The sequence below is a fragment of the Streptomyces sp. AP-93 genome (assembly GCF_022808175.1).
In the GTDB taxonomy this organism is placed as follows: Bacteria; Actinomycetota; Actinomycetes; order Streptomycetales; family Streptomycetaceae; genus Streptomyces.
Window position 1 is genome coordinate 115,081 of the sequence record NZ_JALGBX010000011.1, and the last position, 23,794, is coordinate 138,874.

A 23,794-nucleotide genomic window follows, 5' to 3' on the forward strand; every position below is an offset into this window, starting at 1 on the left:
GCTGCCGGTGCTGCCGGTGCTGCCGGTGCTGCCGGTGCTGCCGGTGCTGCCGGTGCTGCCGGTGCTGCCGGTGCTGCCGGTGCTGCGGGGACGCCGTCCGTACCTGCGGAGCCCTCGGCTTCCGTGACTCCGGCGAGCCTGTCGAAGGGCCTCGCGGCCCGTACCGGGGCCGCTCCCGTGCCCGAGCGCGCTGCGACGCGGGCTCCGGACCCCTTCACGACGGTGGTGCCCGCGGTGGCGCCGCCGGGCTCCGTCGCGCCCGCGACCCTGGCCGAGGTGTTCGAGGACGCCTTCCCGCTCGCGCCCGAGCCGGCTCCGGCGTCCAGGGCGCGGCCCGAGCCGAAGGCGAAGCCGAGACCCGGCCGCAAGCCGATGCTGCTGGCCGCGGCCGGGGCGGTGACCGTCGTGGTGCTGGGCACGGTGGTCGCCCTGGCGATGACCACCGAGGACGAGAAGCCGCCCGTGCAGGCGCCGGCGGTCTCCACGGCCCCGAGCTCGGAGGAGGCGCAGCCGCAGCCGAGTACGCAGGATCCGAGCGGAACCGATCCCTCGCCGGAGCCGGAGCCCTCGCCCCCCACGTCGCAGGCACCGGGTACGACCCCGCCGCCGCGCAAGTCCCCCTCGCCGACTCCGACGCCGACGCCGAGTCCGTCGTCGTCGAGCCCGGTGACACCGCCTTCGCCGCCGGTGACGAGCTCGGCCCCGCCGGTGAGCAGCCCGCCGGTCTCCCAGAGTCCGACCGGGTCCCCGTCCGGGACCCCGACCGTGCCGCCGAGCCCCACGCACACGCCGCCCGACAAGCCGGACCCCCCTACGGGCGAGACGGACGAAACGTCCCGCTGACGGCCCGTCCGCGCCGCCGGGGCGGACGGCAGTCGCCGCCGCCCCGCTCCGCCGCCTAGAACAGGCGGAGCTTGTCGTCCTCGATGCCGCGCATCGCGTTGTAGTCGAGGACGACGCAGTCCATGCCGCGGTCGTTCGCCAGGACGCGGGCCTGGGGCTTGATCTCCTGGGCTGCGAAGATGCCCTTGACGGGTGACAGGTGCGGGTCCCGGTTCAGGAGCTCCAGGTACCGCGTGAGCTGTTCGACGCCGTCGATCTCGCCGCGGCGCTTGATCTCCACCGCCACCGTCGCGCCGGAGGCGTCCCGGCACAGGATGTCGACCGGCCCGATCGCGGTCATGTACTCGCGGCGGATCAGCGTGTAGCCCTCGCCGAGGGTCTCGATCCGGTCAGCCAGGAGCTCCTGCAGATGGGCCTCGACCCCGTCCTTGATCAGACCCGGGTCGGTGCCCAGCTCGTGCGAGGAGTCGTGGAGGACTTCCTCCATGGTGATGATGAGCTTCTCGCCCGCCTTGTTGACGACGGTCCAGACGCCGGCGTCGTCGCCGGTCCCCTCCTTGAGGGTGCAGGGCGGGGACATCCAGTTGAGCGGTTTGTACGCTCGGTCGTCCGCGTGGATCGAGACACTGCCGTCGGCCTTCACGAGGATCAGACGGGGTGCCGAGGGCAGGTGGGCGGTGAGCCGGCCCGCGTAATCGACGGAGCAGCGGGCAATGACGAGACGCATGGTCGGCAACGCTACTCGACGAGAAGGCCTGCACGCGATTCGCCCCCGAAAGCCCCGTTCGAGGATGGCGCGTTGTATGCGCATTCTCCTGGTGCGGTACCCACTGGGCGCCTACCGTGGTGAGCGGGAGGTTGCGACACGTGCACACTGCGTCGCGATCGCCCTCCCTGCCCGTAAGGCTCCGGCAACCCAATCGGCCGGAGTCGCGAGAGGAGAACCCATGTCGCTCGACGTCTCACCGGCCCTACTCGAACAGGCCGAGCGAGGCGAGGTCGACGAAGCCGCTTTCGTCGACTGCGTCCGGACCTCCCTGCCCTACGCATGGGAGATGATCAGCTCGCTGGTGGCCCAGCTCAAGGTGGACGGCGGACAGTTCGCCGACAACCAGACGCCGCCGCCGGACGAGCAGGCGCGTGGCCAGCTGCTCCGTGCCCTCGCGAGTGACGCGATACGGGGTGCGCTGCAGCGCCACTTCGGAGTGCGCCTGGCATTCCAGAACTGCCACCGGGTAGCGGTGTTCCCGCTGGACTCCTCGGTGGACGACCGGCTGGCCAAGTTCACTTCGATCCGTGGTCAGCTGCTCAACCAGTCGCCCGAAATGCGTGACTGCTAGCAGGAAGACCGTACGACCGGCACGACCGTACGACCAGCACGACCGCACCTCCGCACCGCCGTAAGACCGCACCGCCGTAAGACCGTATCGCCGCACGACCGGTACCTCGCTGCCGCTCCGGTGCCAACGGAGCGGCAGCCCTGGTCTCAGCCGAGCCGGGGAAGCACCTCGGCGCCGAGGCGCCGGAGGTTCTCCTCGGTCGCGGCGAGGTCACCAGATCCCTCCGTCAGCAGGGCGAACCGCGTGATCCCCGTACGTTCCGACGTGGCCGCCAGCCGGTCGGCCGCCAGCTCCGGTGTGCCCACGGGGTGGAGATCGCACAGCAGCTCGGTGTACGCGACCGGGTCCCGCATCGCCCGCTGCCGTCCGTCCACCGTGACGTGCGCGTCCAGGCCCTGCTTGAGCCAGCCCGGCATCGCCTTCAGCAGCGTTTCGCGGGCGTCCGCCGTCCGGTCCGCCAGCTGGCAGACCCCGGCCGACACGTGGCCGGCCTCGGGCGAATGCCCCGCGGCCCGTGCCGTACGCCGCCACAGCTCGACCATGGCGGCCTTGTCCTCGTCCCCGCAGTGCATGCCCAGCAGCATCGGCAGTCCGCGCTCCGCGGCCATCCGTACCGAGCCGGGGGAGGTGCAGGCGACGATCAGTTCCGGCCCAGTCCCGTCCCCGTGCAGCGCCTCCGACGCCCGCGGTACGACGGCCACTTCGCGGAAGCCGTACCGGCCTCCGGCCGCGGCCCCGGGTGCCGCCCCCACGCGCGGCTCGGTCAGCCAGCGCCGCAGCAGGTCCAGGTCCTCCGGGAAGCGGTTCTCGTACGCGTCGAGCCCGCCGCCGAAGACCTCCAGGTCCACCCAGGGACCGCCCCGGCCCACCCCCAGCGTGAACCGACCCTCCGAAGCCAGGTGCAGCAGGGCCGCCTGCTCGCCCAGGGCCACCGGGTGGGTGCTCGGGAGCACGCTCACCGCCGTGCCCACGCGCAGCCGCCGGGTGCGGCCCAGCATCAGGGCCGCCAGCGTCACCGCGGACGGGCAGACCCCGTACGGGACGAAGTGGTGTTCGGCGAGCCAGACCGAGTCGAGCCCGGCCTCCTCGGCCACCTCGGCGGTCCGCACCGCCCGGTGCAGTGCCTCGCCCTGTCCCTGGCCCGGGAACTGGGCAGCCAGTACAAATGCTCCTACGCGCATCGCCTTTAGCCTCCTCGCGGCTGACGCGGCCTCCCCCAGGCGGACCGTTTTCCTCATCGGCAACAACGTCTGACACGTGCCAAAGGCACGGCCTGACCGGAAAGTTATTGGGATTGTCAGGCCAGTCACGCCGACCTGCCGCCCGGTACTACGGTCGTCTTCGGCCACCCTGCGGGTACCCGGGCTCGCTGCGCGTAGTCTGGGAGAAAGTCACTGCCGTCCGCCCATCCGTGAGGTATACGTGTCACCGCGCCACAACCGCCCCAGGGGCGGCGAGAATCCAGCCGATCGTTCGGACCAGGGCTCGGGTTCGGGCCCGGGCGCGGGCGGTCTGGACCGGTACGGCCTGGAGCGCACGGAGGAGTACCAGGGCGAGGACTGGAAGGTCCGGCACGTCGCGGGCGCGAGCGCGGCGGGCAAGCGCTACCGCTGCCCCGGCTGCGACCAGGAGATCCCCTCCGGTACCCCGCACCTGGTGGCCTGGCCCGAGTACGGCGGGGTCGACGACCGTCGGCACTGGCACAAGGCCTGCTGGAACGCGAAGGACCGCCGCACCTCCAAGGTGCAGCGGTCCCGCAACGCTCCCAAGTATTAGAGGGCGGGGCCTAGACGTCCCGGCGGCCGACCACCACGTACGAGCCGGCGACCGCGGCGCCCGTCACCAGCAGGATCACCGCCATGTGGTTCAGGCTGCCCGGGAGCGCCATGCCGGCGCCCGACGGGTCGGAGGCGTTGGTCGGCATGCCGAACAGCTCCATCATCGCCACCGGCGCGTTGTACTGGAGCAGGATCCGGCCGACCGGGGCGACGGCCTCCCAGATGCTGAGCACTCCCCCTATCACCGGCGGCAGGGTGACGACGCCGAGCATCACGGCGATCGCCCCCGCCGAGTGGCGCACCAGCGCCCCGACGGCCAGGGCCAGTACGCCGAGCAGGGTGACGTACAGGCTGCCGACGAGCCCGGAGGCCCACTCGGAAGCCGGGTGCGGCCCGGCGTCGGGGCCGCCGCGCAGGATCGACGCGGCCAGCCCCACCAGACAGACCGACCCGGCCGTGGTGAGGAAGGCGGTGACGCCGAAGACGAGGTACTTCGCGGTGAGCACCCGGTACCGGTCGGGGGCCGCCGTGAAGGTGGTGCGGACCAGGCCGGTGCCGTACTCGGAGCTGATCGTCAGCACCCCGAGCACCATCACCGCGAGCTGACCGACCAGCAGGCCGAACAGGGCGGGGGCGATGAACGGCATCTGCTCGTAGTCCAGCGACCGGGTCTGCACGATGACCGTGCCGCCGATGCCGACGACGAGCAGCACCAGTGAGCCGAGCGTCCACATGGTGGAGCGGACCGAGGTCAGCTTGGTCCACTCCGAGGCCAGCGCGTGCCCCAGGTGCGGCCGGGGGGTCGGCAGCGGCGAGGTGTAGCCGGCCGGACCCCGGTCCCCGGCGGTCGCGGTCGCGGTCGTCGGGGCGGTCATCGGGTGTCCTCGGCCTTCTGGGCGGGGGTGCTCACGGGGTCGGAGGTGCGTATGGGGTCGGAGGTGCGCACGGTGTCGGGGGAGCGGGTGGTCCCGGGGGACGCGGCCTCGGGACCGGCGAGCTCACCGGGGCTGGTGGGCATCAGGAACGGCCGGCCGCCGGTCCCGGGCGGCGGGGGCGCGAAGAAGCCCGCCTGCGGGACCCGGAGGGCCTCGGCCGCCTCCTCTTCCTCCCACTTCGGGACGCTCAGCGGTTCGGGCTCCCAGAGCTCGGCGCGCGGGTCCTCGGTGGAGGTGTACTCGACGGAGGACTGGGTCATCCGCATGTACGCCTCCTCCAGCGAGGCCCGGTGCGGCGACAGCTCCCACAGCCGTACGCCGGACACGTGCGCGAGGTCGGAGATCCGCGGCAGCTCCAGCCCGGTCACCCGCAGTGCCCCGTCGGGCTCCCGCAGGACCCGGCCGCCCGCTTTGGTGAGGACGGAGCCGAGGGTGTCCCAGCCGCCCGGGTCGGTGTCGGCCGTGCGGACCCGGGCGAATCCGGCCGAATTGTGGGTGATGAAGTCCTGGGTGCCCATGTCGGCGAGCAGCCGGCCCCGGCCGATCACGATCAGGTGGTCGGCGGTCAGCGCCATCTCGCTCATGAGGTGGGAGGAGACGAAGACGGTGCGGCCCTCGGAGGCGAGCCGGCGCATCAGATTGCGGACCCAGAGGATGCCCTCGGGGTCGAGGCCGTTGACCGGCTCGTCGAAGAGCAGCACCTGGGGGTCGCCGAGCAGGGCGGTCGCGATGCCGAGCCGCTGGCCCATGCCGAGCGAGAAGCCCTTGGCGCGCTGCCGGGCCACGTCCTGCAGTCCCACGACGCCCAGCACCTCGTCCACCCGCTTCTCGGGGATCCCGGAGAGCTGGGCGATCGACAGCAGGTGGGTGCGGGCCCGGCGGCCGCCGTGGACGGCCTTGGCGTCGAGCAGGGCCCCGACGTGCCGCTGGGCGTTCGGGAGCTCGCGGAAGGGCAGGCCGTTGATCGTGACCCGGCCGGCGGTGGGCCGGTCCAGGCCGACGATCATGCGCATCGTGGTGGACTTCCCGGAGCCGTTGGGCCCCAGGAATCCCGTCACGTGACCGGGCTTGACCTGGAAGGAGAGGTCGTCGACAGCGGTCTTCGCGCCGAAGCGCTTGGTCAGGCCGACTGCCTCGATCATCTTTGCTGCCCCTTGCCAGGCCGGGACGACGTTCGCCCGCGTAAGGGTTAAGAGGATATCCAGTCCCTTGCGGTTCCACGTCGTCCCCGACCCTGAGCTACCCCTGAGAACCGACCCGGGGATCCCCCGTAGTACGTCAGGCGTCCCTCTTCTTGAGGACGAGGTAGCCGCCGATGGCCGAGGCGGCCACCCACAGGAGCATGATCCCGAGGCCGCCCCAGGGGCCGTAGGGCGTCTCCGGGCTGCCCATGGCGTCCGGCACGACCTGCATGATCTTGGATCCGGCCTTGTCGGGCAGGTACTGGCCGAACTTGCGGGTCGCCTCGAATCCGCTGAGGAGGTTCGAGACGATCAGGAAGAACGGGATCAGGATGCTGATCGAGGCGACCGAGCTGCGCAGCATGGTGGCCACGCCCATGGAGAACAAGGCGAGCAGCGCCATGTACACGCCGGCGCCGACGACCGCCCGCAGGACGTTGTCCTCGCCGATGCCGATGCTGCGGTCGCCCAGGATGGCCTGGCCGAGGAAGAACGACACGAAGCTGGTCACCAGCCCGACCACCAGGGCCAGCGCCGTGGCCACGGCGAACTTGCCCGCCAGGAAGCCGCCGCGTCCGGGCACGGCGGCCAGCGAGGTGCGGATCATGCCCGAGCTGTACTCGCTGCTGACGACCATCACACCGAAGACGATCATGGCCAGCTGGCCGAAGCCCATTCCGGTGAAGCTCAGCAGGGTGGGGTCGAAGGTGGCCTGTTCGACCTCGCTCATGTCGTCGAAGGTCGCGTTGACCAGGGCGCAGAATCCGGCGCCGAACCCGACGGTGACGAGGAAGGCGAGGGCGAGGGTCCAGCTGGTGGAGGCGACCGTGCGGATCTTGGTCCACTCGGACTGGAGGACGGCGGAGAAAGCCATGATCACTCGCCGCCCTTGCGCTTCGCCTCGAAGCCGGCGCCCCACGCGGGTACGTCGGCCGGCCGGGCCGGGTTGTCGAACGGCACAGCGTCCGCGGCCATGCCGGGACCGCCCGGGAACCCGGCTGCCCCCGGTGCGTGGGCGTGGTACTCGACGGAATCCGCCGTCATGCGCATGAACGCTTCCTCCAGTGAAGCCCGCTGCGGGCTGAGTTCGTGCAGCACGATCTGGTGCTGGGCGGCCAGCTCGCCGAGCCGCTCCGACTCCACGCCGTCGATCTCCAGCGCGCCGGTGGCCGGGACGCTGATCGCGTCGATACCGGCCTCGTGCAGGACGTCCTTCAGCCGCTCCTGTTGCGGCGTGCGGACGCGCACGTAACTGCGGGAGTTCTGCTGGATGAAATCCGCCATGGACAGGTCGGCCAGCAGCTTTCCCTGTCCGATGACGACCAAATGCTCTGCGGTCAGCGCCATTTCGCTCATCAGGTGGGAAGAAACGAAGATCGTTCTTCCCTCCGCCGCGAGCCCCTTCATCAGATTGCGGATCCAGAGAATTCCCTCCGGGTCCAGACCATTGACGGGTTCGTCGAACATCAGGATCTCCGGGTCGCCGAGCAGCGCGGAGGCGATGCCGAGCCGCTGGCCCATACCCAGGGAAAAACCCTTCGACTTCTTCTTCGCCACGGCCGTCAGGCCGACGAGGTCCAGTACCTCGGAGACCCGGCTGCTCGGGATCCGGTTCGACTGGGCGAGGCAGAGCAGGTTGTTGTACGCGCTGCGGCCGCCGTTCATCGACTTCGCGTCCAGCAGCGCCCCGATGTACTTCAGCGGCTCCGGCAGGTCCCGGTAGTGCTTCCCGTCGATCCGGACCGTACCGCTGGTCGGGTTGTCGAGGTCGAGCATCATGCGCATGGTCGTGGACTTCCCCGCCCCGTTGGGGCCGAGGAAGCCGGTGACCACCCCCGGTCTGACCTGGAAGCTGAGGTTGTCCACGGCGGTCTTCGCGCCGAATCGTTTCGTAAGGCCCTCAAGCTCGATCATTCCGCCACGCTAGAACGCCGAAGGGCCGAACGCCACCTCCTAAAGGTGACGCACGGCCCTACTTAGGTCGTGAAACGGGCGAACGGTACCGCCCGGTAACCGCGACGCGGAGGTCAGCGGCTCTGCTGCGCCGGAACGCCGCGGGTGACCGGCTCGTCGTCGATCGGCGCGGAGGCGGCGGCGACCGCGGCACCCGTCAGCGTCGCCAGCATCTCGCGGACGTTGGTGAGCTGCGCGTTGATCGAGTCGCGGCGGTTGGTGAGCGCCGCCAGCTCGCGCTCGGACTCGCTGCGGATCCGGTCGGCCTTGGCGTTCGCGTCGGCCACGATGTCCTCGGCCTGGCGCTGCGCGGTCTCCACGGTCTGGCGGGCGCGACGCTCGGCGTCCGTACGGAGCTTCTCGGCCTCCAGGCGCAGCTGCTCCGCGCGGTGCTCGATCTCCGCGAGACGCTTCTCGGCCTTGGCCTGACGGCCGGCCAGGTCGCGCTCGGACTGCTCGCGGCGCTTGGCCAGGTTGGTCTCGAAGTCCGCGGCGGCCTGGGCGGCCTTGGCGCGGGTCTCCTCGAAGAGCGCGTCGGCCTCCTCGCGCTTGGAGGCGGCGTCCTTCTGGGCCTCGGTGCGCAGGGAAGCGGCGTCGCCCTTGGCCTTCTCGACGATACGGACGCCCTCGTCCTCGGCGGTCGACTTCCGGTCGGCGGCGAACGACTCGGCGTCGTTGCGCACCTGCTGGGCTGCCGACTCGGCGAGCTCGCGGTGCTGCTCGGCCGCGCGACGGGCCTCCTCGCGGAGGTCCTTCGCCTCCTCCTCGGCCAGGCGCAGGATCTTCTCGACCCGGGCGCCGAGGCCGGCGTACGACGGCTCGGCGTCGTTCACCTGAGCCTGGGCGTTCTGCGTCTCGAGGTGCAACTCCTCGATCCGCTTTTCCAGAGAGTTGATACGTCCGAGGGCGCTGTCACGGTCGGAGACCAGCTTGGTGATGCGGTCGTCCACCTGACCGCGGTCGTAACCACGCCGCACGAGCTCGAAGCCGAAGGGGGAGGATGTGTCGCTCATGGGGTTCCTGTCGAATGAGACCGATGAGGTGCTACGCGGGGTGTTAGGTGTTAAGGGGAATCCTAGGCGCCAAGACGGCGTGTCATCGAGTCAATCCGCGTTTGATCTGGACAATGACACCCCTTTTGAGTGGCAAGGCGACAGAATGCTTGTCACTCGTTCGCCTGAACCTCCATCAGGAGCACAGAGTCGAGCGTGCTGACTAGCCCTCTGACGTCTTGCCACCCGAACGAGTGGAACCCGCTGTCGCACCGGCCTTCACGCCCCCCGCGCCCTGGCCGCCGACCCCGGGCTTTCCGCCACCCGAAGGTGCCTCGAATGATTCCAACGCCTCAAGAACGTCCTGGACACGGGAGATCTCCGCCTGAATGTCCTCGCGCCTGCGCACGAGGACCTCCAGCTCGCGCCGGCCCTCCTCGACGAGCCGCTCGGCCTCCGCCTTCGCCTCCGCGAGAGCGGCCTCGGCAGCCCGGACCAGCTCGGCCTTCTTCTGCTCGGCCTCCTTGAGCAGCGCCTCCGCCTTGCGCACCGCGGCGATGCGGACCTTGCTCGCCTCGCTGCTCGCGTCCGACACCAGCTCCTTGGCCTTCGCGTCGGCCTCGACGCTCTGCTCGGTCGCCGCCCGCACCAGCTTGTCCACGCGCTCGCCGGCCGACTTCATCTGCTCGGCCGACTCGCGGCGGGCCCGCTCGTGCAGCTCCTCGACCTCCGCCTCGACGCGGCCGCGCAGCTCCTCCGCCCGTTCCCTTATGGCCGCAGCGTCGCTGCGCGCCCCGACCAGCAGCTCGTCGGCGTCCGTACGGGCCTTCTCCACCAGGGAGTTGCCCTCCACGGTCGCCTCCGAGGAGATCCGCGCGGCTTCCTTGCGCGCCGCGTCGACCATCGCGTCCGCCTGCTCCTCGGCCGCCGTCGTGGCGGCCAGTGCCTGCTTCTGCGCGTCCCCGGTGAGCTTCTCGGCCTCCGAGGAGGCCTCCGTGATGAGCCGGTCGACCTGGGTCGCGGCCTCGCTGCGGCGCTTGTTGGCCTCTTCGCGGGCCTCGTCCAGCACCCGCTCCGATTCGGTGCGCGCCTCGCCCCGGATCCGCTCCGCCTCCGTCGCGGCCTCGGCCTTGACCCGCTCGGCCTCGGACCGGGTACGGGTCGCGTGCTCCTGCGCCGAGGACAGCGCCTCGGAGGCCTCGGCCCGCAGCCGCTCGGCCTCGTTCGCCGCCTCGCCGACCGTGCGCTCGGTGTCCTTGCGGGTCTGCTCGGTGAGCCGGTCCGTCTCCGCGACGGCCTCGCCGACCAGGTGGTCCGCCTGCTCGGCGGCCTCCGTACGGATCCGGCCCGCCTCGGCGCGCGCCTCGTCCAGGGTCCGCTCGGACTCCCGCTCGGCGCTCGCCAGCGTCTCGTTCGCCGCGACGGTGACACGGTCCGCCTCCGCGGTGGCCTCGCCGATGATCCGGCCGCCCTCCGCGCGGGCGTCGTCCAGGGTGCGTGCCGCCTCGGCGCGCAGCCGGTCGGCCTCCGCCGCGGCCTCGCCGACGGTGGCCTCGTTGGCCGTGCGCGTCTCCTCGACGAGCCGGTCGCCCTCGGTGCGTGCGTCGACGAGGATCCCCGTCGCGTCCCGCTCGGCCCCGGCCAGCGTCTGCGCGGCCTGCGCCGTGAGCTGCTCCGCCTTCGCCTTCGCCCCGTCCAGGGCGGCGGCCGCCTCGGCGCGCAGCGCATCGGCCGCGGCCTGGGCCTCGCCGATCGTGGCCTCGTTGGCCGCGCGGGTCTCCTCGGTGTGCCGATCGGCCTCCGTGGTGGCCTCGCCGATCAGGCGGTCCGCCTGCTCCGCCGCCTCCGTGCGCAGCCGGTTCGCCTCGGAACGGGCCTCGTCCAGCGTGCCCGCGGCCTCGGTACGGGTCGCCTCGGCGGTGGCCTCGGCCTCGGCCGTGAGCCGCGCCGCCTCCGCCCGGGCCTCGCCGACCGTGGCCTCGTTGGCCGCGCGGGTCTCCTCGGTGCGGCGCTCGGCCTCGGCCGTGGCCTCCGCGACGATCCGGCCGCCCTCGGCGCGAGCGGCCTCCAGGACCTCCGCGGCCTCGCCGCGGATCCGGTTGGCATCGTCCCGGGCGTCGGCCTTCGTACGGGCCGCGTCGCGCTCGGAGGCGGCCAGCGCGTCGGTGGCCTCCGTACGCACCCGCTGCGCGTACTCCGCGGTGTCCGTGCGCAGCTGCTCGGCCTCGGCGATCGCGTCGCCGACCGTCCGCGCGGCCAGTTCCTTCGCCGCGTCCGTCTCGGTGCGCGCCTCGCTGCGGATCCGGTTGGCGTCCTCGGTGGCCCGCTCCCGCTCCGCGTACGCGTCGGCGCGGACCCGGCCGGACTCCTCCTCGGCCTCCGTCTTCGTACGCTCCGCCGCGTGTTCGGCCGCGCTGCGCAGCCCCGCGACCTCTTCCTCGGCCTGCTCGTGCAGCCCCGCCACGGCGTCGCGCACCTGCTGGGCGGTGGCCTCGGCCGCCGCGACCACCTCGGACGCGCGCCGCTCGGCCTCCTCGGTGAGCCAGACCGCCTCGGCCGTGGCCTCCTCGGAACGCTTGCGGGCCTGGGCGAGGAGCTCCTCGCTCTCCTCCCGGGCCTGCGCCCGCTCGCTCTCCGCGTCCGTACGCGCCGAAGCCAGGGTCTCCTCGGACTCCCGGCGGCGCCGGGCGGCCTCCTCCTGGGCGGCGGCCAGCGCCTCGGCCGCCTCCTGCGCGACCCGCTCGGCGGCGGCCTTGGCCTCCGCGCGCAGCCGGTCCGCGGTCTCCTGCGCCTCGGAGCGCAGCCGCTCCGCCTCCGCCTCGGCCTCGCCGGTCAGCCGTACGGCGGCCTGCTCGGCCTCCGCGCGGACCCGGCCGGCGTCCTCGGCGGCGTCGGTGCGCAGCTGGTCGGCCTCCGCCTCCGACTGCGTCTGCAGCGTGCGGATCCGCTCCGCCGACTCCGCGCGGAGCCGGTCGCTCTCCTCGGTGGTCTCCTTGCGGATGTTCTCGGCGGCCGCCCGGGCGTCGCGCAGCGTCTGCTCGGCGGTCGCCAGGCGTCCCTCGGCGTCGGTGTGCAGCCGGACGAGCTCCTCGTCGGCCTCGGCCCGCTTCGCGGACAGCGCCTGCTCGGTCTCCTCGCGCCGCACGGCCGCGGCTGCGTCCGCCTCGGCCCGTACCGACTCGGCCTGCTCCTCGGCCTCCGCGCGCAGCCGCTCGGCCTCGGCGCGGGTCCGCTCCAGCGTCTCCTCGGCCTGCCTGCGCAGCGTGGTGGCCCGCTCGACGGCTTCGCCGCGGACCCGCTCGCTCTCGGCGGTCGCGCCGGAGCGCACCTCGTCGGCGTCGGCCCGGGACTTGCCCAGCAGCTCCTCGGCGGTGCGGGCCGCCTCCTCGATCTGCTGGACCGCCTCGCGGCGGGCCTCGCCGCGGATCCGCTCGCCCTCGGCGACGGCCTCGGCGCGCAGCTGCTCGGCCTCGCCGCGCAGCCGGCGGGCCTCCTCCTGGAGCTCGACCGTACGGGCCCGGTACTCCTCCGTGTCGTCCTTCGCGGCGCCCTTGAGCTCATCGGCCGTGGCCGCGGCCTGGGCGCGCAGCCGCTCGGCCTCCGCCTCGGCCTCGCCGCGGATCCGCTCGGCCTCCTCGGACGCCGCCCGGGTGGTGGCGCGGGCGTCCTCCGAGGCCTTGTTCAGGACCTCCTCGGCGGTGCGGGCCGCCTTCGCCAGCTGGGCCGCCGTGTCCTCGGCCGCCGCGGTACGGGCCTGCTCGCCGGCCTCGGCGCGCAGCCGCTCGGTCTGTGCGCGGGCATCGGCGAGCGCCTGCTCGGCCTCGGCCTTGAGGGTCTCGGCCTCCTTGTTGGCCTCGCCGACCAGGCGGGCCACCTGCTCCTTGGCCGTACGGGTGCGCTGCTCGTTGACGGATTCCGCCGAGGCGAGCTGCCGTGCGGCGCTCTCCTTGGCCTCCGCCAGCAGCTTCTCCGCGGCCGCGCGCGCCCCGCGCAGGGCCCCTTCGGCCTCCTGGGTGCGCTGCTCGGCGACCCGGCCCAGGTCCATGGTCTGGCGGCGGGTCTGCTCGGCCTCGGCGGAGGTGGTGGAGCGCAGCCGCTCCGCGTGCTCGGTGGCCTCCTGGGCCTGCGCGGAGGCGGCGGTCAGCAGCCGCTCGGCCTCCTTGCGGGCGCGCAGCAGCGTCGACTCGGCCTCGGCGCGGGCGGATTCGTTCTCGGAGGCGAGCCGGCGGGTGGCCTCGGAGGCGACCCGGGCGGCCTCGGCGCGGGCGGTGTTCAGGGTCTGCTCGGCCTCGACGCGGGACTCGTCCATGAGCCGGCGGGCCTGCGCCTCGGTGCGGGCGCGCAACTGCTCGGCCCAGGCCACGTTCTCGTTGACGTGGGCTTCCACCGTCTGGCGGCGCTCGCTCAGCTCCTGGTCCAGGCGCTGGCGGCGGTTGACGGCCTCGGCGTGCAGTTCGGCCTGGAGGCGTGCCTGGTGCTCGGCGTGCTCCTGGAGGATGCGCTGGGTCTGCGCCCGTACGTCGCGCAGTTCGCGCTCGGCGTCGGAACGCATCTGGTCGGCCTGGATCTGGGCATTGCGGAGCAGCTGCTCCGCCTGGTAGCCCATGTCCGCGCCGTCGTAGGCGGGGCGGGACGCCAGATTGCGGCGTACCTCGTGGAGCTTGGCGCGCAGCACCTCGACCTGGTACCCCAGGTCATCGGCGTGCTGGACGGCCTTCCCGCGTTCCTTCTTCAGCCGCTCCATCTCGGCTTCGAAGCGCGAGAGATGGTCGGCCTCGGCCTGATGGCTCTCCTGGCTTTCGTAGCCCCGCACAGCGCGGTCCCATCCGTCCCCTGGTCGCAAGCTCAAACCAAATGAGCGCCGTCCGCCCGCTGAACGACGCCCCCGGGGAATGGTGTCAGATTCCGGGTCGGGCGATACAGGCCCCGACCCCGTCTCCGCACCGAACCCCGGCCGAGCCAAAGCCACTCTACCGGCCGGGGAAACGGGACATCAGTGCTCGGGGTTGCTCGTGACCAGTTCGGTGAGGACGCCGTGGCAGTCCTTGGGGTGCAGGAAGGTGATGGAGGAGCCCATCGAGCCGGTGCGGGGCTGGTCGTAGAGGACGCGGACGCCCTTGCCGCGGATGGCCTCCGAGTCGCCCTGGACGTCCTCGGTGCCGAAGGCGATGTGGTGGACGCCCTCGCCGTTCTTGGCCAGCCACTTGCCGACCGCGGAGTCCTCGCGGGTGGGCTCCAGGAGCTGGATGTAGGAGGCTCCGCCGTCGGAGGTCCCGTTGATCTTCAGCATGGCCTCGCGGACGCCCTGCTCCTCGTTGACCTCGGAGTGGAACACCTCGAAGCCGTACGTGGCACGGTAGAACTCAACCGTCTTGTCCAGGTCGAAGCAGGCGATCCCGATGTGGTCGATTCTTGTCAGCATGGACACAGTGCAGCGCTACCGGAGGCGGTTACGCAACGTGCGCGCGATCACACTGGCGGGCCGGTGACGGCACGGGTACCGCTCAGTACATTCGGGTAAACCCTCGTTCACTCCTCATCTTCAAGGGGCTGTGCTCCATGTCCGGAACGAACAACACCACGTCAGTGATCGTCGCCGGGGCCCGCACGCCCATGGGGCGACTGCTCGGCTCGCTGAAGTCCTTCTCGGGTGCCGACCTCGGCGGCTTCGCCATCAAGTCCGCGCTGGAACGGGCCGGGATCTCCGGCGACCAGGTCCAGTACGTGATCATGGGCCAGGTGCTCCAGGCCGGTGCGGGCCAGATCCCGGCCCGCCAGGCCGCCGTCAAGGGCGGGATCCCCATGAACGTGCCCGCGCTCACCATCAACAAGGTGTGCCTGTCGGGACTGGACGCCATCGCACTGGCCGACCAGCTCATCCGCGCAGGCGAGTTCGACATCGTGGTCGCGGGCGGTCAGGAGTCCATGACCAACGCCCCGCACCTGCTGCCGAAGTCCCGCGAGGGCTTCAAGTACGGCGCCATCGAGATGCTCGACGCGATGGCCTACGACGGTCTCACCGACGCCTTCGAGAACATCCCGATGGGCCTGTCCACCGAGACGCACAACACCCGCCTCGGCATCGAGCGGGCCCCGCAGGACGCCTTCGCGGCCACCTCCCACCAGCGCGCCGCCGCCGCGCAGAAGAACGGCGTCTTCGAGGCCGAGATCACCCCGGTCGAGATCCCGCAGCGCAAGGGCGAGCCGGTGGTGTTCTCGCAGGACGAGGGCATCCGGGCCGAGACGACCGTCGAGTCCCTCGGCAAGCTGCGTCCGGCCTTCGCGAAGGACGGCACCATCACCGCCGGCACCTCCTCGCAGATCAGCGACGGCGCCGCCGCCGTGGTCGTGATGAGCAAGGCCAAGGCCGAGGAGCTGGGCCTGGAGTGGCTCGCCGAGATCGGCGCCCACGGCAATGTGGCGGGCCCGGACAACTCGCTCCAGTCGCAGCCCTCCAACGCGATCCTGCACGCCCTGAAGAAGGAGGGCCTCGGTGTCGAGGACCTCGACCTCATCGAGATCAACGAGGCCTTCGCGGCGGTCGCCGTGCAGTCGATGAAGGACCTCGGAGTGACCCCGGAAAAGGTGAACGTCAACGGCGGCGCCATCGCCCTGGGTCACCCGATCGGCATGTCCGGCGCCCGTGTGGTGCTGCACCTGGCGCTGGAGCTCAAGCGCCGCGGCGGCGGGGTCGGCGCGGCCGCCCTGTGCGGTGGCGGCGGCCAGGGCGACGCCCTGATCGTCCGCGTCCCGTAGGGGAGGGGCGGCCGCCCGGCCGGCCGCCCGCACCCGTAGCCGTACCCGTGCGAGACCCGCGGGACCCGCGAGAACGAAGGAGCGCAACAAGAATGACGGCGGTGGACGTCCCCCAGCTGGTGGCCCAGGCCCGTGAGGGCAGGCCGCGAGCGGTCGCCCGGCTGATCTCGCTGGTCGAGGGGGCGTCCCCGCAGCTGCGCGAGGTGATGGCGGCGCTGGCGCCGCTCACGGGCAACGCGTACGTGGTGGGCCTCACCGGCTCCCCGGGCGTCGGCAAGTCCACGACCACCTCGGCGCTGGTCTCCGCGTACCGGCAGGCCGGCAAGCGGGTCGGCGTCCTGGCCGTCGACCCGTCCTCGCCCTTCAGCGGGGGCGCGCTGCTCGGCGACCGGGTACGGATGTCGGACCACGCCTCCGACCCGGGGGTGTACATCCGCTCCATGGCCACCCGCGGCCACCTGGGCGGACTCGCCTGGTCCGCCCCGCAGGCGATCCGGGTGCTGGACGCGGCCGGCTGCGAGGTGATCCTGGTCGAGACCGTCGGGGTCGGGCAGTCGGAGGTGGAGATCGCGGCGCAGGCCGACACCTCGGTGGTGCTGCTGGCCCCCGGGATGGGCGACGGGATCCAGGCCGCGAAGGCGGGCATCCTGGAGATCGGCGACGTCTACGTGGTGAACAAGGCCGACCGGGACGGCGCGGACGCCACCGCACGGGAGCTGAACCACATGCTGAGCCTGGGGGAGTCCCGGGGCAAGGGCGACTGGCGGCCGCCGATCGTCAAGACGGTCGCGGCGCGCGGTACCGGCATCGACGAGCTGGTCGAGGCGCTGGAGAAGCACCGGGCGTGGATGGACGAGCGCGGGGTGCTGGCGCAGCGGCGTACGGCCCGGGCCGCGCGCGAGGTGGAAACGATCGCGATCACCGCGCTGCGGGCCCGGCTGGCCGACGTGCACGGCGACACCCACCTGGAGGCCCTGGCCGGGCGGGTGGCGGCGGGCGAGCTGGATCCGTACGCGGCCTCGGACGCGCTGCTGGCGACGCTGACGGAACCGACGGACTGACGGAACCGACGGAACCGGATGCGGAGCCCGCGGGCCGGTCATAGACTGGCGAACGCCCGGAATGCCCCAACGCAGGGAGGTTTCATGGCGAAGCGCGGCAACAAGAAGCGAGCCCGCAAGAAGAAGAAGGCCAACCACGGAAAGCGTCCCAACGCCTGACCGTGAGCACTGACTGACCACACACGGAAGCCGCATCCCGTCCACGGGGTGCGGCTTCGGTGCGTGGGGTGCGCAGGGCTCAGTTGTTCCCGTCGTCGTCGTTGTCGTCGGTTTCGGAGTGGACCACCTCGGCCGTGGCGGTGTCGACGTGGAGGTTCTGGGTCTTTCCGTCGGTCGTCTTGACCTCGACGTTCCAGACGGCGGCGCGGCCGTTGTCGCCGTCGTCCCATTCGACCGACCAGACCTTGCCGGGGTGGGCGGCCACGGCCGTCTTCATCGCCTGCTCGGCGGTCACCTTCGCGGCGAGCAGCGCGGCGTACTCGTCCGCCTGCTGATCGTCGTCCTGGTTCTCCTTGGTGACGCTGCCGCTCGCGGCGTCCACCTCGAGCTCCGAGTGGGTGCCGTCCTTGCTGACGACGTCCACGTGCCAGACCGCGCCGTCGCGGTCCAGGGACTCGATGACGCCGGGGTAGGCCTTCAGGGCCGCGGCCGCCGCCGCCTCGGCGGTCACGTCGACGCGTGCGGCGGTGGCCGCGGTCAGGGCCGTCGGGGTGACGGCTGACGCCGTCGCCGCGGCCGCCACCGGGCCTCCCAGTGCCAGAACCACGGCCGCGGCCGCCGAAACGTACGTGTTGCGCTGCATGGCTGGACCTCCTCAGGCCGGCCACGTGCGCCTACGGTCGCTCGGCTGGGCCGGCTGCGAGTGCGTTCTCCCCATTGTCCGGTGATCCGCCGGGACGGGCGCGCCGAGCGGCCTGGCTCAGGCCTTGCCGCGGCCCGCGCGCAGGTGCTCGGCGACCGGTCCCAGGGCGCCGCGCAGCGCGGCGATGGCGTCCGGGGTGAGCAGGTCGATGAAGTGCCGGCGCACGGACGCCACGTGGTGCGGGGCGACCTTGCGCATCGTCTCCATGCCCTCGGGGGTGAGGACGGCGTAGAGCCCGCGGCGGTCGGACTCGCAGTTCACGCGGCGGACGAGGCCCGCCGATTCCATGCGGGTGATCTGGTGCGAGAGCCGGCTCTTCGACTGCAGCGTCGACGTCGCGAGATCGCTCATCCGCATCCGGTGTTCCTCGGATTCGGAGAGGTTCACGAGGATCTCGTAGTCGTTGTTGGTGAGCCCGAACGGCTGGAGGTCCTTTTCCAGCTGGTGCATCAGCAGTCTGCTGACGTCCAGGTGGGTGCGCCAGGCGCACTGCTCGGCGTCGTTCAGCCAGGGGGTGGCCGTCTCGGTCTCGATGGTCTCCATGAAAGAACTCTACCTAAGAAGTTGAATTACGTACAAAATTGCCGCGGGCTTCCTACAGCCCGAAGCGCCTCTGGAGATCGCCCAGCTGCCCCGGCATCCTCGGTACGCCGCTCTGCCCCGGCGAACCCTGTCCGGGCACGCCCTGAGCGTTGCCCGTGGCCGCGCCGGCGCCCACGGTCCCGACCGCCTGCTCCGCCATCAGCATCTCCGAGGACTGGAGCAGCACCGTACCCGCGCCGACGAACTCGAACTGGTGCTCCTCGCCCGAGGAGCCCCCGATGCCCGTCAGCGAGCGCAGGCCCCCGATCACGCCCGACATGTACGTGTGGTCGTAATGGTGACAGGGGGAGGGGCAGTCCGCCCACCCCACCAGCGCCTGCGGGTCCACGCGCAGCGGCGGCTCCATGAACACCACAGGCCCGTTGGAGGCCGCCACGAACTTCCCGGTCCCGATCAGGGTGAGGAAGCCCGGCACGATCGACTGCTTGAGCGCGAGCGTGGGCTGGTACGCGAGCAGGTTGCCCGACCGGATGGTCAGGTTGCCGTTGTCCAGGTCGTACGAGTTCACGTCGAAGGCCCGGTCGGCGAGCAGCATCTTGCCCTGGCCCTCGGCCACCACCCAGTCGCTCGCGTGCAGCGGCGAGTGGAAGCTGGTGCGCAGCAGCCGGTCGAAGCGGCCGTGGCCGATGCCGTTGAACTCGATGCGCCCGTAGTAGGCGATCATCTTGCCCTTCTGCAGGAACCACTGGCTCCCCTTGAGCTCCACGCAGAAGGTGTAGGCGTTGACGTTGTCGTCGGACGGCAGGGTGTACGGGTCGAAGACGGTCGGGCCGCCGGGCCCGCCGGTCACGGGACCAAAGTTCACAGCTTCTCCTCCGAGGCCTGTACGTACACCGCGCCCTGGCCGGACAGCTCCAGCTGGAACCCCTCGCCCGAGCCGCGCCCGACCATGTCCCGCCAGCCCAGCGCCGTGGACAGCTTGTTGCGGACCTCGCCGTGGTGGGCGACGTAGGCCTGCGGGTCCACGTGGACCGGGCGGTTCGGGTGGATCGGCAGCTCGATGACACCGCCGTGGGCCATCACGGCCACCGAGCCGTGGCCCTTGAGGGTGGTCGTGAACAGGCCCTGGCCCGTCACCTGGCCGCGGACCATGCCCATGACCCCGCCCTGCGCGCCCATGAACATCGTGCCCTGCTGCAGGGTGCCGTCGAAGGCGAGCAGCCGGTCGGCCTCCACGTAGAGCGTCTCGCCGGTGAGGCTGATGACCTGGATGTGGTGGCCGCCGTGGCCGAACATCACGGTGCCGCTGCCCTCGACCTCCATCAGCGGGGTCTGCTCGTTCGCCACCCGGCGTCCGATCATGCCCATCACGCCGCCCTGGCCGCCGGTCAGGCTCGGGGTGAAGGAGACCTCGCCGCGGTAGGCGAGCATCGCGCCGCGCTGGCTGTACATCTTCTGCCCCGGTACGACCTGGGCCTCGACCATCTTCGAGTTGATCTCGCGGAACGGCATCAGACGTCGCCCCCGATGGTGTTGCGCTCGCTGGGCTGCACGTACACCAGGCCCTCGCCCTCGAAGCGGATCTGGAAGGACTCGCCCGAACCCTCGCCGATCAGCGTGCGGAAGTTCACACCGGACTGGAAGGACTGCTGGAGGTTGCCGGTGTGGGCGATGTACGCGCCCGGGTCGACGGACAGCGGGTACTGGGCGCTGACGCGCAGCACCACGGCCGGGCCGTCGGACATGATCGCCGCCTGCCCGCTGCCCTCGACGGTGGTGGTGAACAGGCCGTTGCCCGTGCTCGCACCCCGCAGGCCGGTGAAGGTGGTGCCGGTGCGCAGGCCGGCATCGGTGCACAGCAGGTTGCTGGACTCGACGTACAGCTTCTCGCCGCGCAGATTGACCAGATTGATCTCGCTCGCCCGGTCGGCGAAGAAGCAGGTGCCGTGACCCTGTACTTCCATCACGGTCATCTGCTCGCCGGTGAGCCGCCGGGTCACCATTCCGCGGAGGCCTTCGCCGCCGCCGGACATCTTCTTGAAGGCCATCTGGCCGTCGTACGCGACCATGGCGCCGTTTTTCGCTTTCACGGCGTCCCCGGTCAGGTCGACGGCGAGCACCTTGCTGCCTTGGAGTCGGAACTGAGCCACGGGAAGACGGTATCCGCAGCGGGCGGCACCGAACAGAGCCCGTTGGCCGATATCCGTCCCGACCCGGCAGGATATGTCCCATCCGTCCCGAATCCATCCCGGTCCGCCGGGGGCCGGTCCCCGGGCCCCGCCCCAAGATCGCCCGGGGCGGCTGAGACACTGGGACGGACCCCCGGCACCCACCCCGAAGGTTCCACGTGGACATCAAGACTGCTTCCGCCCTGCACCGGCTGCGCCTCATCTCCGTACCGGAGGCGCTCTCGTTCCCGGCGCTGCTGATCTTCGGCTCGGTGCTGAGCCGGATCTCGGACATCGACTACCTGATGATGCCGCTCGGCATCATCCACGGGGTCCTGTTCGTCATCTACGCCGTCTTCCTGCTGGACGTCTGGCTCAAGGCGAAGTGGCCCCTGAAGAAGGTCGTCCTCTTCTTCCTGCTGGCGCTGGTCCCCTTCGGCGGGCTCTACGGCGACCGCCTGCTGGGGCGCGACGAGGCGGCCGGCGTGCTCGCCGCCCGCGCCCGCGAGGCGGCCCGCGCATGATGATCGCGTTCTCGGTGACCCCGCTGGGCGTCGGCGAAGAGGTCGGCGAGTACGTGGCCGACGCCGTCCGCGTCGTGCGCGCATCGGGGCTGCCGAACCACACCGACGCCATGTTCACCACCATCGAGGGCAAAAGCGTATAGCTCTGAGGTCATTGGGGAGCCCCGGCCAGCACAGGGGGCAGTACCGACCGGGGCGGGCCCGACCGCGCCGAACCATATTGCTTGCCGTCGCCCGGCGGGTCGGGTGTCTCTTACTCGCCCACCCGCTCCACGAGGGCAACGTCCTCATAACGGCGCGCGAAGGTGGGGTGACCCGTGCGGCCCGTATGGGACATGCACGCCACGTCCAGGGCCTTCACGTCGGCGGACGGAGGGGCCGACCAGTCTTGCCGACGTCACGGCCGACCACACCCCACGCGGAGGAGAGCGACGCTACGAGCCGCATCCCGTGGCCGCTCTCGCCTTCCCCGGCAGGCCGCGCGAACGGCTGACGCTCCCCACGCGCATCGGACACCGCCACGCGCACGGTGTCGGGCATGCAGATCAGGCGCAACTCGAACTGGCGCCCCGGGACGGACCCGTGCCGGACAGCGTTGGACGCCAGCTCCGCGACGACCAGGGCGACCGAATCGACCTCTTCGGCACGCTCCAGACCTCCCGAGCAGGTCAGCTCGACAACCGCGAAGTGTCTGGCCAGACGAGCACCCTTCGTGGTGGCGGTGAACCTCCGGACAAAGGTGGGCGGCCCGGTCTGGTCCGCCTCCTGCTGCACTGTCGCCGTCATGCCGTACCTTCCGCCGTCATCTGCCCGTGCCGGAGATCGTCCCGCCGGTCGCCGGGACGGAGGAACCTCGTACGTTCGCCACTTTGGGACGTCCCACGGCATGTAGAACGTCTCTATGGGCAACGAGCGGTTAAGGGCCGTGATGGCATCGGGCGGTTGGACGCATGCAGCGTTGGCGACTGCTACGGGAGTGGACCCGAAGAGCGTCGAGCGGTGGGTGAACCTCGGGCGCACCCCCCGGCGGGCAACGGCGCTCAGGGCCGCCGAGACGCTGGGCGAGGACGTTTAAGCTCTCTGGCCGGCTCTCAGGCAGGCGCGCGCGGCGCGGGCCGTCAGCCCGGAACTCGTTGCGCTGTACGACCAGCGTGCGGACCTCCCTGTGTCCGTCTTCGTGGATCTCCTCGCCACGGCGCGCGAGAGCATCGACGTGTTGGTCTATGCGGCCGTCTTCCTCCACGAGGCGTACCCCCGGCTGAACGATCTCCTCCGGGAGCGGGTTGCGGATGGCTGCGTGGTTCGGATCGCAGTCGGCGACGCCGATAGTGAGAACGTGCGGCAGCGCGGACAGGAAGAGAGGTTCGGGCATGGCATCGAATCCCGCTGCCGCCTCGCCCTCATGCACTACCGCCCGTTGCTCGATGTGCCGGGGATCGAACTGCGCACGCACGGGACGACCCTCTACAACAGCCTGTACCGGGCGGATGATCAGGCATTGGTCAACGCCCACGTTTGGGGCGTGAACGCGTACGGTGCGCCCGTGTGGCACCTTCGTCGCAACGGCGACGGGGGCATGTTCGACACCTACGCGGACAGCTTCAACGCTGTGTGGGAGACCGCCCGACCGGTGGAGGGGTGACGCATGGCACGGACCGAGTACTACGACGATCCGCAGGCGCCGAAGCCGAACAGCATGGTCGTTGCCGCCTCAGCGGTGGTTACCGATGACGGGGGCCGCATCCTCCTCCAACGGCGTCGGGACAACGATCTGTGGGCGCTTCCCGGCGGTGGCATGGACATGGGCGACTCGTTGCCCGGTACTGCCGTCCGGGAGGTGAAGGAGGAAACCGGTCTCGACGTCGAGATCACAGGACTCGTCGGCACGTACACCGACCCGCGCCACATCATCGAGTACAGCGACGGAGAGGTGCGGCGACAGTTCAACGTCTGTTTCACGGCGCGCATCGTCGGGGGCACCCTGGCTATCTCGGACGAAAGCACGGAACTGCGGTTCGTTGAGCCGGCTGCCCTCGACTCCCTGGCGATGCACCACACTCAGCGGTTGCGTCTCGGGCACTTCCTTGAGCACCGCCCCACGCCCTACCTGGGGTAGCGCGCTCGGCCTCAGCCGCTCTGAAACCCGTACGGGGCCTGGTGTGTCATCACGGTACGGTCCCTCATCGACTCCCTCACGGGGCGCTCCCCGAGCCTTTCGTTTGAACTTCGGAAGCGCCCCACCCGGCCCCAGACAGCAGAAGGACCGTCCACCACAGCGGGTAGACGGTCTCTCGGGGCGGTGCGGGCTACTTGCCGGCGCCCAGCGCCCGGTACAGCGTCGCGCGGGACACCCCGAGTGCCTTGGCGATGGCCGTGACGCTCTCACCCTTGGCCTTCCTGGCCTTGGCGGCAGCGAGCTTGTCCGCGTCCATCACCACCGGACGACCACCCGTACGACCCTGAGCCCTGGCAGCGTCCAGACCTGCCCGGGTCCGGTCCTTGACGGGTTTTGGAACGTGGATCGGGCGCCTCTGGGGTGCTGACGCAGCCGTCTCGCAAACCATCGTTTCTGCGACGGCTCTCACCCGTCACGCTGCGCCACGACTCCCCGATGTCCGCAACTGGCAGACCCGTACGGACCGAGGAGGGCAGACGCCTGACGGTGGCTCGGGCTGCCCATGGGGGTCATCCCCCCGCCTCCGTCACGCCACTCGCTCGCGTCGGCGCCTGGGCGCACCAGGGGTCGGAAGTGCCGAACTAACTGCCCTTTTCACTTTCTCTCTAACGCGCTTAGTAGAAAATGAAAACAGGGTGAGGTGGCACACTTTGGCGCACTCTGGCGACAGAGGGTAGCGAAG

23 protein-coding genes and 3 pseudogenes are annotated in these 23,794 nt (G+C 71.2%); 9 read left to right on the plus strand and 17 right to left on the minus strand.

From position 1 onward, the window contains the following. Nucleotides 1–800: pseudogene (locus tag MTF69_RS19745) on the minus strand (hypothetical protein); the annotation flags it as partial. 98 nt (nt 801–898) lie between these two features. Beyond that, entirely contained in the window at nt 899–1,570 is a 672-nt protein-coding gene (nucS, locus tag MTF69_RS19750; protein WP_243336245.1) for an endonuclease NucS, read from the minus strand. A 220-nt stretch (nt 1,571–1,790) separates the two neighbouring features. Here nucS and MTF69_RS19755 point away from each other — a divergent pair, with 220 nt between their 5' ends. Further along, the gene (locus tag MTF69_RS19755) at nt 1,791–2,183 is read left to right on the plus strand and encodes an SCO5389 family protein (protein ID WP_243336246.1); all 393 of its coding nucleotides are present in this window, start codon (nt 1,791–1,793) and stop codon (nt 2,181–2,183) included. A 146-nt stretch (nt 2,184–2,329) separates the two neighbouring features. Here the strand turns inward: MTF69_RS19755 and MTF69_RS19760 are convergent, their stop codons facing one another. Beyond that, the gene (locus MTF69_RS19760; protein ID WP_243336247.1) at nt 2,330–3,364 is read right to left on the minus strand and encodes an LLM class flavin-dependent oxidoreductase; all 1,035 of its coding nucleotides are present in this window, start codon (nt 3,362–3,364) and stop codon (nt 2,330–2,332) included. A 241-nt stretch (nt 3,365–3,605) separates the two neighbouring features. Between MTF69_RS19760 and MTF69_RS19765 the strand changes: the two genes are divergently transcribed. Next, complete coding sequence (locus MTF69_RS19765; protein WP_243336248.1) at nt 3,606–3,959, plus strand: ATP/GTP-binding protein; 354 nt, start codon at nt 3,606–3,608, stop codon at nt 3,957–3,959. A 10-nt stretch (nt 3,960–3,969) separates the two neighbouring features. Here MTF69_RS19765 and MTF69_RS19770 read toward each other — a convergent pair whose 3' ends face one another. The 7 genes from MTF69_RS19770 to mce form a co-directional block, all read right to left on the minus strand. Continuing rightward, nucleotides 3,970–4,836: an ABC transporter permease gene (locus tag MTF69_RS19770; RefSeq protein ID WP_243336249.1), complete on the minus strand. Its 867-nt coding sequence runs from the start codon at nt 4,834–4,836 to the stop codon at nt 3,970–3,972. Further along, nucleotides 4,833–6,038, minus strand: a complete 1,206-nt coding sequence (locus tag MTF69_RS19775) for an ABC transporter ATP-binding protein (RefSeq protein WP_243336250.1) — start codon at nt 6,036–6,038, stop codon at nt 4,833–4,835. Before MTF69_RS19775 ends, MTF69_RS19770 begins: the two co-directional genes overlap by 4 nt. A 136-nt stretch (nt 6,039–6,174) precedes the next feature. After that, the gene (locus tag MTF69_RS19780; RefSeq protein ID WP_279345980.1) at nt 6,175–6,951 is read right to left on the minus strand and encodes an ABC transporter permease subunit; all 777 of its coding nucleotides are present in this window, start codon (nt 6,949–6,951) and stop codon (nt 6,175–6,177) included. A 2-nt stretch (nt 6,952–6,953) separates the two neighbouring features. Continuing rightward, nucleotides 6,954–7,991: an ATP-binding cassette domain-containing protein gene (locus tag MTF69_RS19785; protein WP_243336251.1), complete on the minus strand. Its 1,038-nt coding sequence runs from the start codon at nt 7,989–7,991 to the stop codon at nt 6,954–6,956. A 113-nt stretch (nt 7,992–8,104) separates the two neighbouring features. Then, the gene (locus MTF69_RS19790; RefSeq protein ID WP_243336252.1) at nt 8,105–9,043 is read right to left on the minus strand and encodes a cellulose-binding protein; all 939 of its coding nucleotides are present in this window, start codon (nt 9,041–9,043) and stop codon (nt 8,105–8,107) included. Nucleotides 9,044–9,245: 202 nt separating this feature from the next. After that, on the minus strand, nt 9,246–13,835 hold the full coding sequence (scy, locus tag MTF69_RS19795) for a polarized growth protein Scy (RefSeq protein ID WP_243336253.1): 4,590 nt from the start codon (nt 13,833–13,835) through the stop codon (nt 9,246–9,248). A gap of 180 nt (nt 13,836–14,015) precedes the next feature. Further along, complete coding sequence (mce, locus tag MTF69_RS19800) at nt 14,016–14,444, minus strand: methylmalonyl-CoA epimerase (protein ID WP_243336254.1); 429 nt, start codon at nt 14,442–14,444, stop codon at nt 14,016–14,018. 137 nt (nt 14,445–14,581) lie between these two features. On the opposite strand from mce, the gene MTF69_RS19805 reads away from it, so the two are divergent. The 3 genes from MTF69_RS19805 to MTF69_RS43755 all read left to right on the plus strand — a co-directional run bounded on the left by MTF69_RS19805 (nt 14,582) and on the right by MTF69_RS43755 (nt 16,998). Then, nucleotides 14,582–15,778, plus strand: coding sequence for an acetyl-CoA C-acetyltransferase (locus MTF69_RS19805; RefSeq protein WP_243336255.1), 1,197 nt, complete (start codon nt 14,582–14,584; stop codon nt 15,776–15,778). A gap of 92 nt (nt 15,779–15,870) precedes the next feature. After that, the gene (gene meaB / locus MTF69_RS19810) at nt 15,871–16,839 is read left to right on the plus strand and encodes a methylmalonyl Co-A mutase-associated GTPase MeaB (RefSeq protein ID WP_243336256.1); all 969 of its coding nucleotides are present in this window, start codon (nt 15,871–15,873) and stop codon (nt 16,837–16,839) included. Between the two features lie 84 nt (nt 16,840–16,923). Beyond that, nucleotides 16,924–16,998: a 50S ribosomal protein bL37 gene (locus MTF69_RS43755; protein ID WP_099895366.1), complete on the plus strand. Its 75-nt coding sequence runs from the start codon at nt 16,924–16,926 to the stop codon at nt 16,996–16,998. Nucleotides 16,999–17,077: 79 nt separating this feature from the next. Here the strand turns inward: MTF69_RS43755 and MTF69_RS19815 are convergent, their stop codons facing one another. The 5 genes from MTF69_RS19815 to MTF69_RS19835 form a co-directional block, all read right to left on the minus strand. Next, nucleotides 17,078–17,641, minus strand: a complete 564-nt coding sequence (locus MTF69_RS19815; protein ID WP_243336257.1) for a PepSY domain-containing protein — start codon at nt 17,639–17,641, stop codon at nt 17,078–17,080. A gap of 117 nt (nt 17,642–17,758) precedes the next feature. Beyond that, the gene (locus MTF69_RS19820; protein ID WP_243336369.1) at nt 17,759–18,235 is read right to left on the minus strand and encodes a MarR family winged helix-turn-helix transcriptional regulator; all 477 of its coding nucleotides are present in this window, start codon (nt 18,233–18,235) and stop codon (nt 17,759–17,761) included. 61 nt (nt 18,236–18,296) lie between these two features. Beyond that, nucleotides 18,297–19,094 carry an AIM24 family protein gene (locus tag MTF69_RS19825; protein WP_243336370.1) on the minus strand — a complete coding sequence of 266 codons (798 nt, stop codon included), beginning with the start codon at nt 19,092–19,094 and terminating at the stop codon, nt 18,297–18,299. Nucleotides 19,095–19,105: 11 nt separating this feature from the next. Then, complete coding sequence (locus MTF69_RS19830) at nt 19,106–19,756, minus strand: AIM24 family protein (protein ID WP_243336258.1); 651 nt, start codon at nt 19,754–19,756, stop codon at nt 19,106–19,108. After that, nucleotides 19,756–20,394: an AIM24 family protein gene (locus MTF69_RS19835; protein WP_243336259.1), complete on the minus strand. Its 639-nt coding sequence runs from the start codon at nt 20,392–20,394 to the stop codon at nt 19,756–19,758. Before MTF69_RS19835 ends, MTF69_RS19830 begins: the two co-directional genes overlap by 1 nt. A 197-nt stretch (nt 20,395–20,591) precedes the next feature. Between MTF69_RS19835 and MTF69_RS19840 the strand changes: the two genes are divergently transcribed. Further along, on the plus strand, nt 20,592–20,936 hold the full coding sequence (locus tag MTF69_RS19840; protein WP_243336260.1) for a DUF3817 domain-containing protein: 345 nt from the start codon (nt 20,592–20,594) through the stop codon (nt 20,934–20,936). Further along, a pseudogene (locus tag MTF69_RS19845) lies at nt 20,933–21,070 on the plus strand (MTH1187 family thiamine-binding protein); the annotation flags it as partial. The gene MTF69_RS19840 and the pseudogene MTF69_RS19845, both read left to right, overlap by 4 nt. 223 nt (nt 21,071–21,293) lie before the next feature. Here the strand turns inward: MTF69_RS19845 and MTF69_RS19850 are convergent. Beyond that, nucleotides 21,294–21,722, minus strand: coding sequence for an ATP-binding protein (locus MTF69_RS19850; protein ID WP_243336261.1), 429 nt, complete (start codon nt 21,720–21,722; stop codon nt 21,294–21,296). Between the two features lie 115 nt (nt 21,723–21,837). On the opposite strand from MTF69_RS19850, the pseudogene MTF69_RS19855 reads away from it, so the two are divergent. Further along, nucleotides 21,838–22,578: pseudogene (locus tag MTF69_RS19855) on the plus strand (XRE family transcriptional regulator). Between the two features lie 3 nt (nt 22,579–22,581). Then, a complete protein-coding gene (locus MTF69_RS19860) occupies nt 22,582–23,052 on the plus strand; it encodes an NUDIX domain-containing protein (RefSeq protein ID WP_243336262.1) in 471 nt (156 codons plus the stop codon). Between the two features lie 190 nt (nt 23,053–23,242). Here the strand turns inward: MTF69_RS19860 and MTF69_RS43440 are convergent, their stop codons facing one another. After that, complete coding sequence (locus MTF69_RS43440; RefSeq protein WP_308401429.1) at nt 23,243–23,374, minus strand: helix-turn-helix domain-containing protein; 132 nt, start codon at nt 23,372–23,374, stop codon at nt 23,243–23,245. Nucleotides 23,375–23,794 lie beyond the last annotated feature (420 nt).

Coding starts and splice junctions, on each gene's coding strand:
- nucS (WP_243336245.1), bottom strand. CDS start 1,570: ATGCGTCTCGTCATTGCCCGCTGCTCCGTCGATTACGCGGGCCGGCTC.
- MTF69_RS19755 (WP_243336246.1), top strand. CDS start 1,791: ATGTCGCTCGACGTCTCACCGGCCCTACTCGAACAGGCCGAGCGAGGC.
- MTF69_RS19760 (WP_243336247.1), bottom strand. CDS start 3,364: ATGCGCGTAGGAGCATTTGTACTGGCTGCCCAGTTCCCGGGCCAGGGA.
- MTF69_RS19770 (WP_243336249.1), bottom strand. CDS start 4,836: ATGACCGCCCCGACGACCGCGACCGCGACCGCCGGGGACCGGGGTCCG.
- MTF69_RS19775 (WP_243336250.1), bottom strand. CDS start 6,038: ATGATCGAGGCAGTCGGCCTGACCAAGCGCTTCGGCGCGAAGACCGCT.
- MTF69_RS19780 (WP_279345980.1), bottom strand. CDS start 6,951: ATGGCTTTCTCCGCCGTCCTCCAGTCCGAGTGGACCAAGATCCGCACG.
- MTF69_RS19785 (WP_243336251.1), bottom strand. CDS start 7,991: ATGATCGAGCTTGAGGGCCTTACGAAACGATTCGGCGCGAAGACCGCC.
- MTF69_RS19790 (WP_243336252.1), bottom strand. CDS start 9,043: ATGAGCGACACATCCTCCCCCTTCGGCTTCGAGCTCGTGCGGCGTGGT.
- mce (WP_243336254.1), bottom strand. CDS start 14,444: ATGCTGACAAGAATCGACCACATCGGGATCGCCTGCTTCGACCTGGAC.
- MTF69_RS19805 (WP_243336255.1), top strand. CDS start 14,582: ATGTCCGGAACGAACAACACCACGTCAGTGATCGTCGCCGGGGCCCGC.
- meaB (WP_243336256.1), top strand. CDS start 15,871: ATGACGGCGGTGGACGTCCCCCAGCTGGTGGCCCAGGCCCGTGAGGGC.
- MTF69_RS19815 (WP_243336257.1), bottom strand. CDS start 17,641: ATGCAGCGCAACACGTACGTTTCGGCGGCCGCGGCCGTGGTTCTGGCA.
- MTF69_RS19830 (WP_243336258.1), bottom strand. CDS start 19,756: ATGCCGTTCCGCGAGATCAACTCGAAGATGGTCGAGGCCCAGGTCGTA.
- MTF69_RS19850 (WP_243336261.1), bottom strand. CDS start 21,722: ATGACGGCGACAGTGCAGCAGGAGGCGGACCAGACCGGGCCGCCCACC.
- MTF69_RS19860 (WP_243336262.1), top strand. CDS start 22,582: ATGGCACGGACCGAGTACTACGACGATCCGCAGGCGCCGAAGCCGAAC.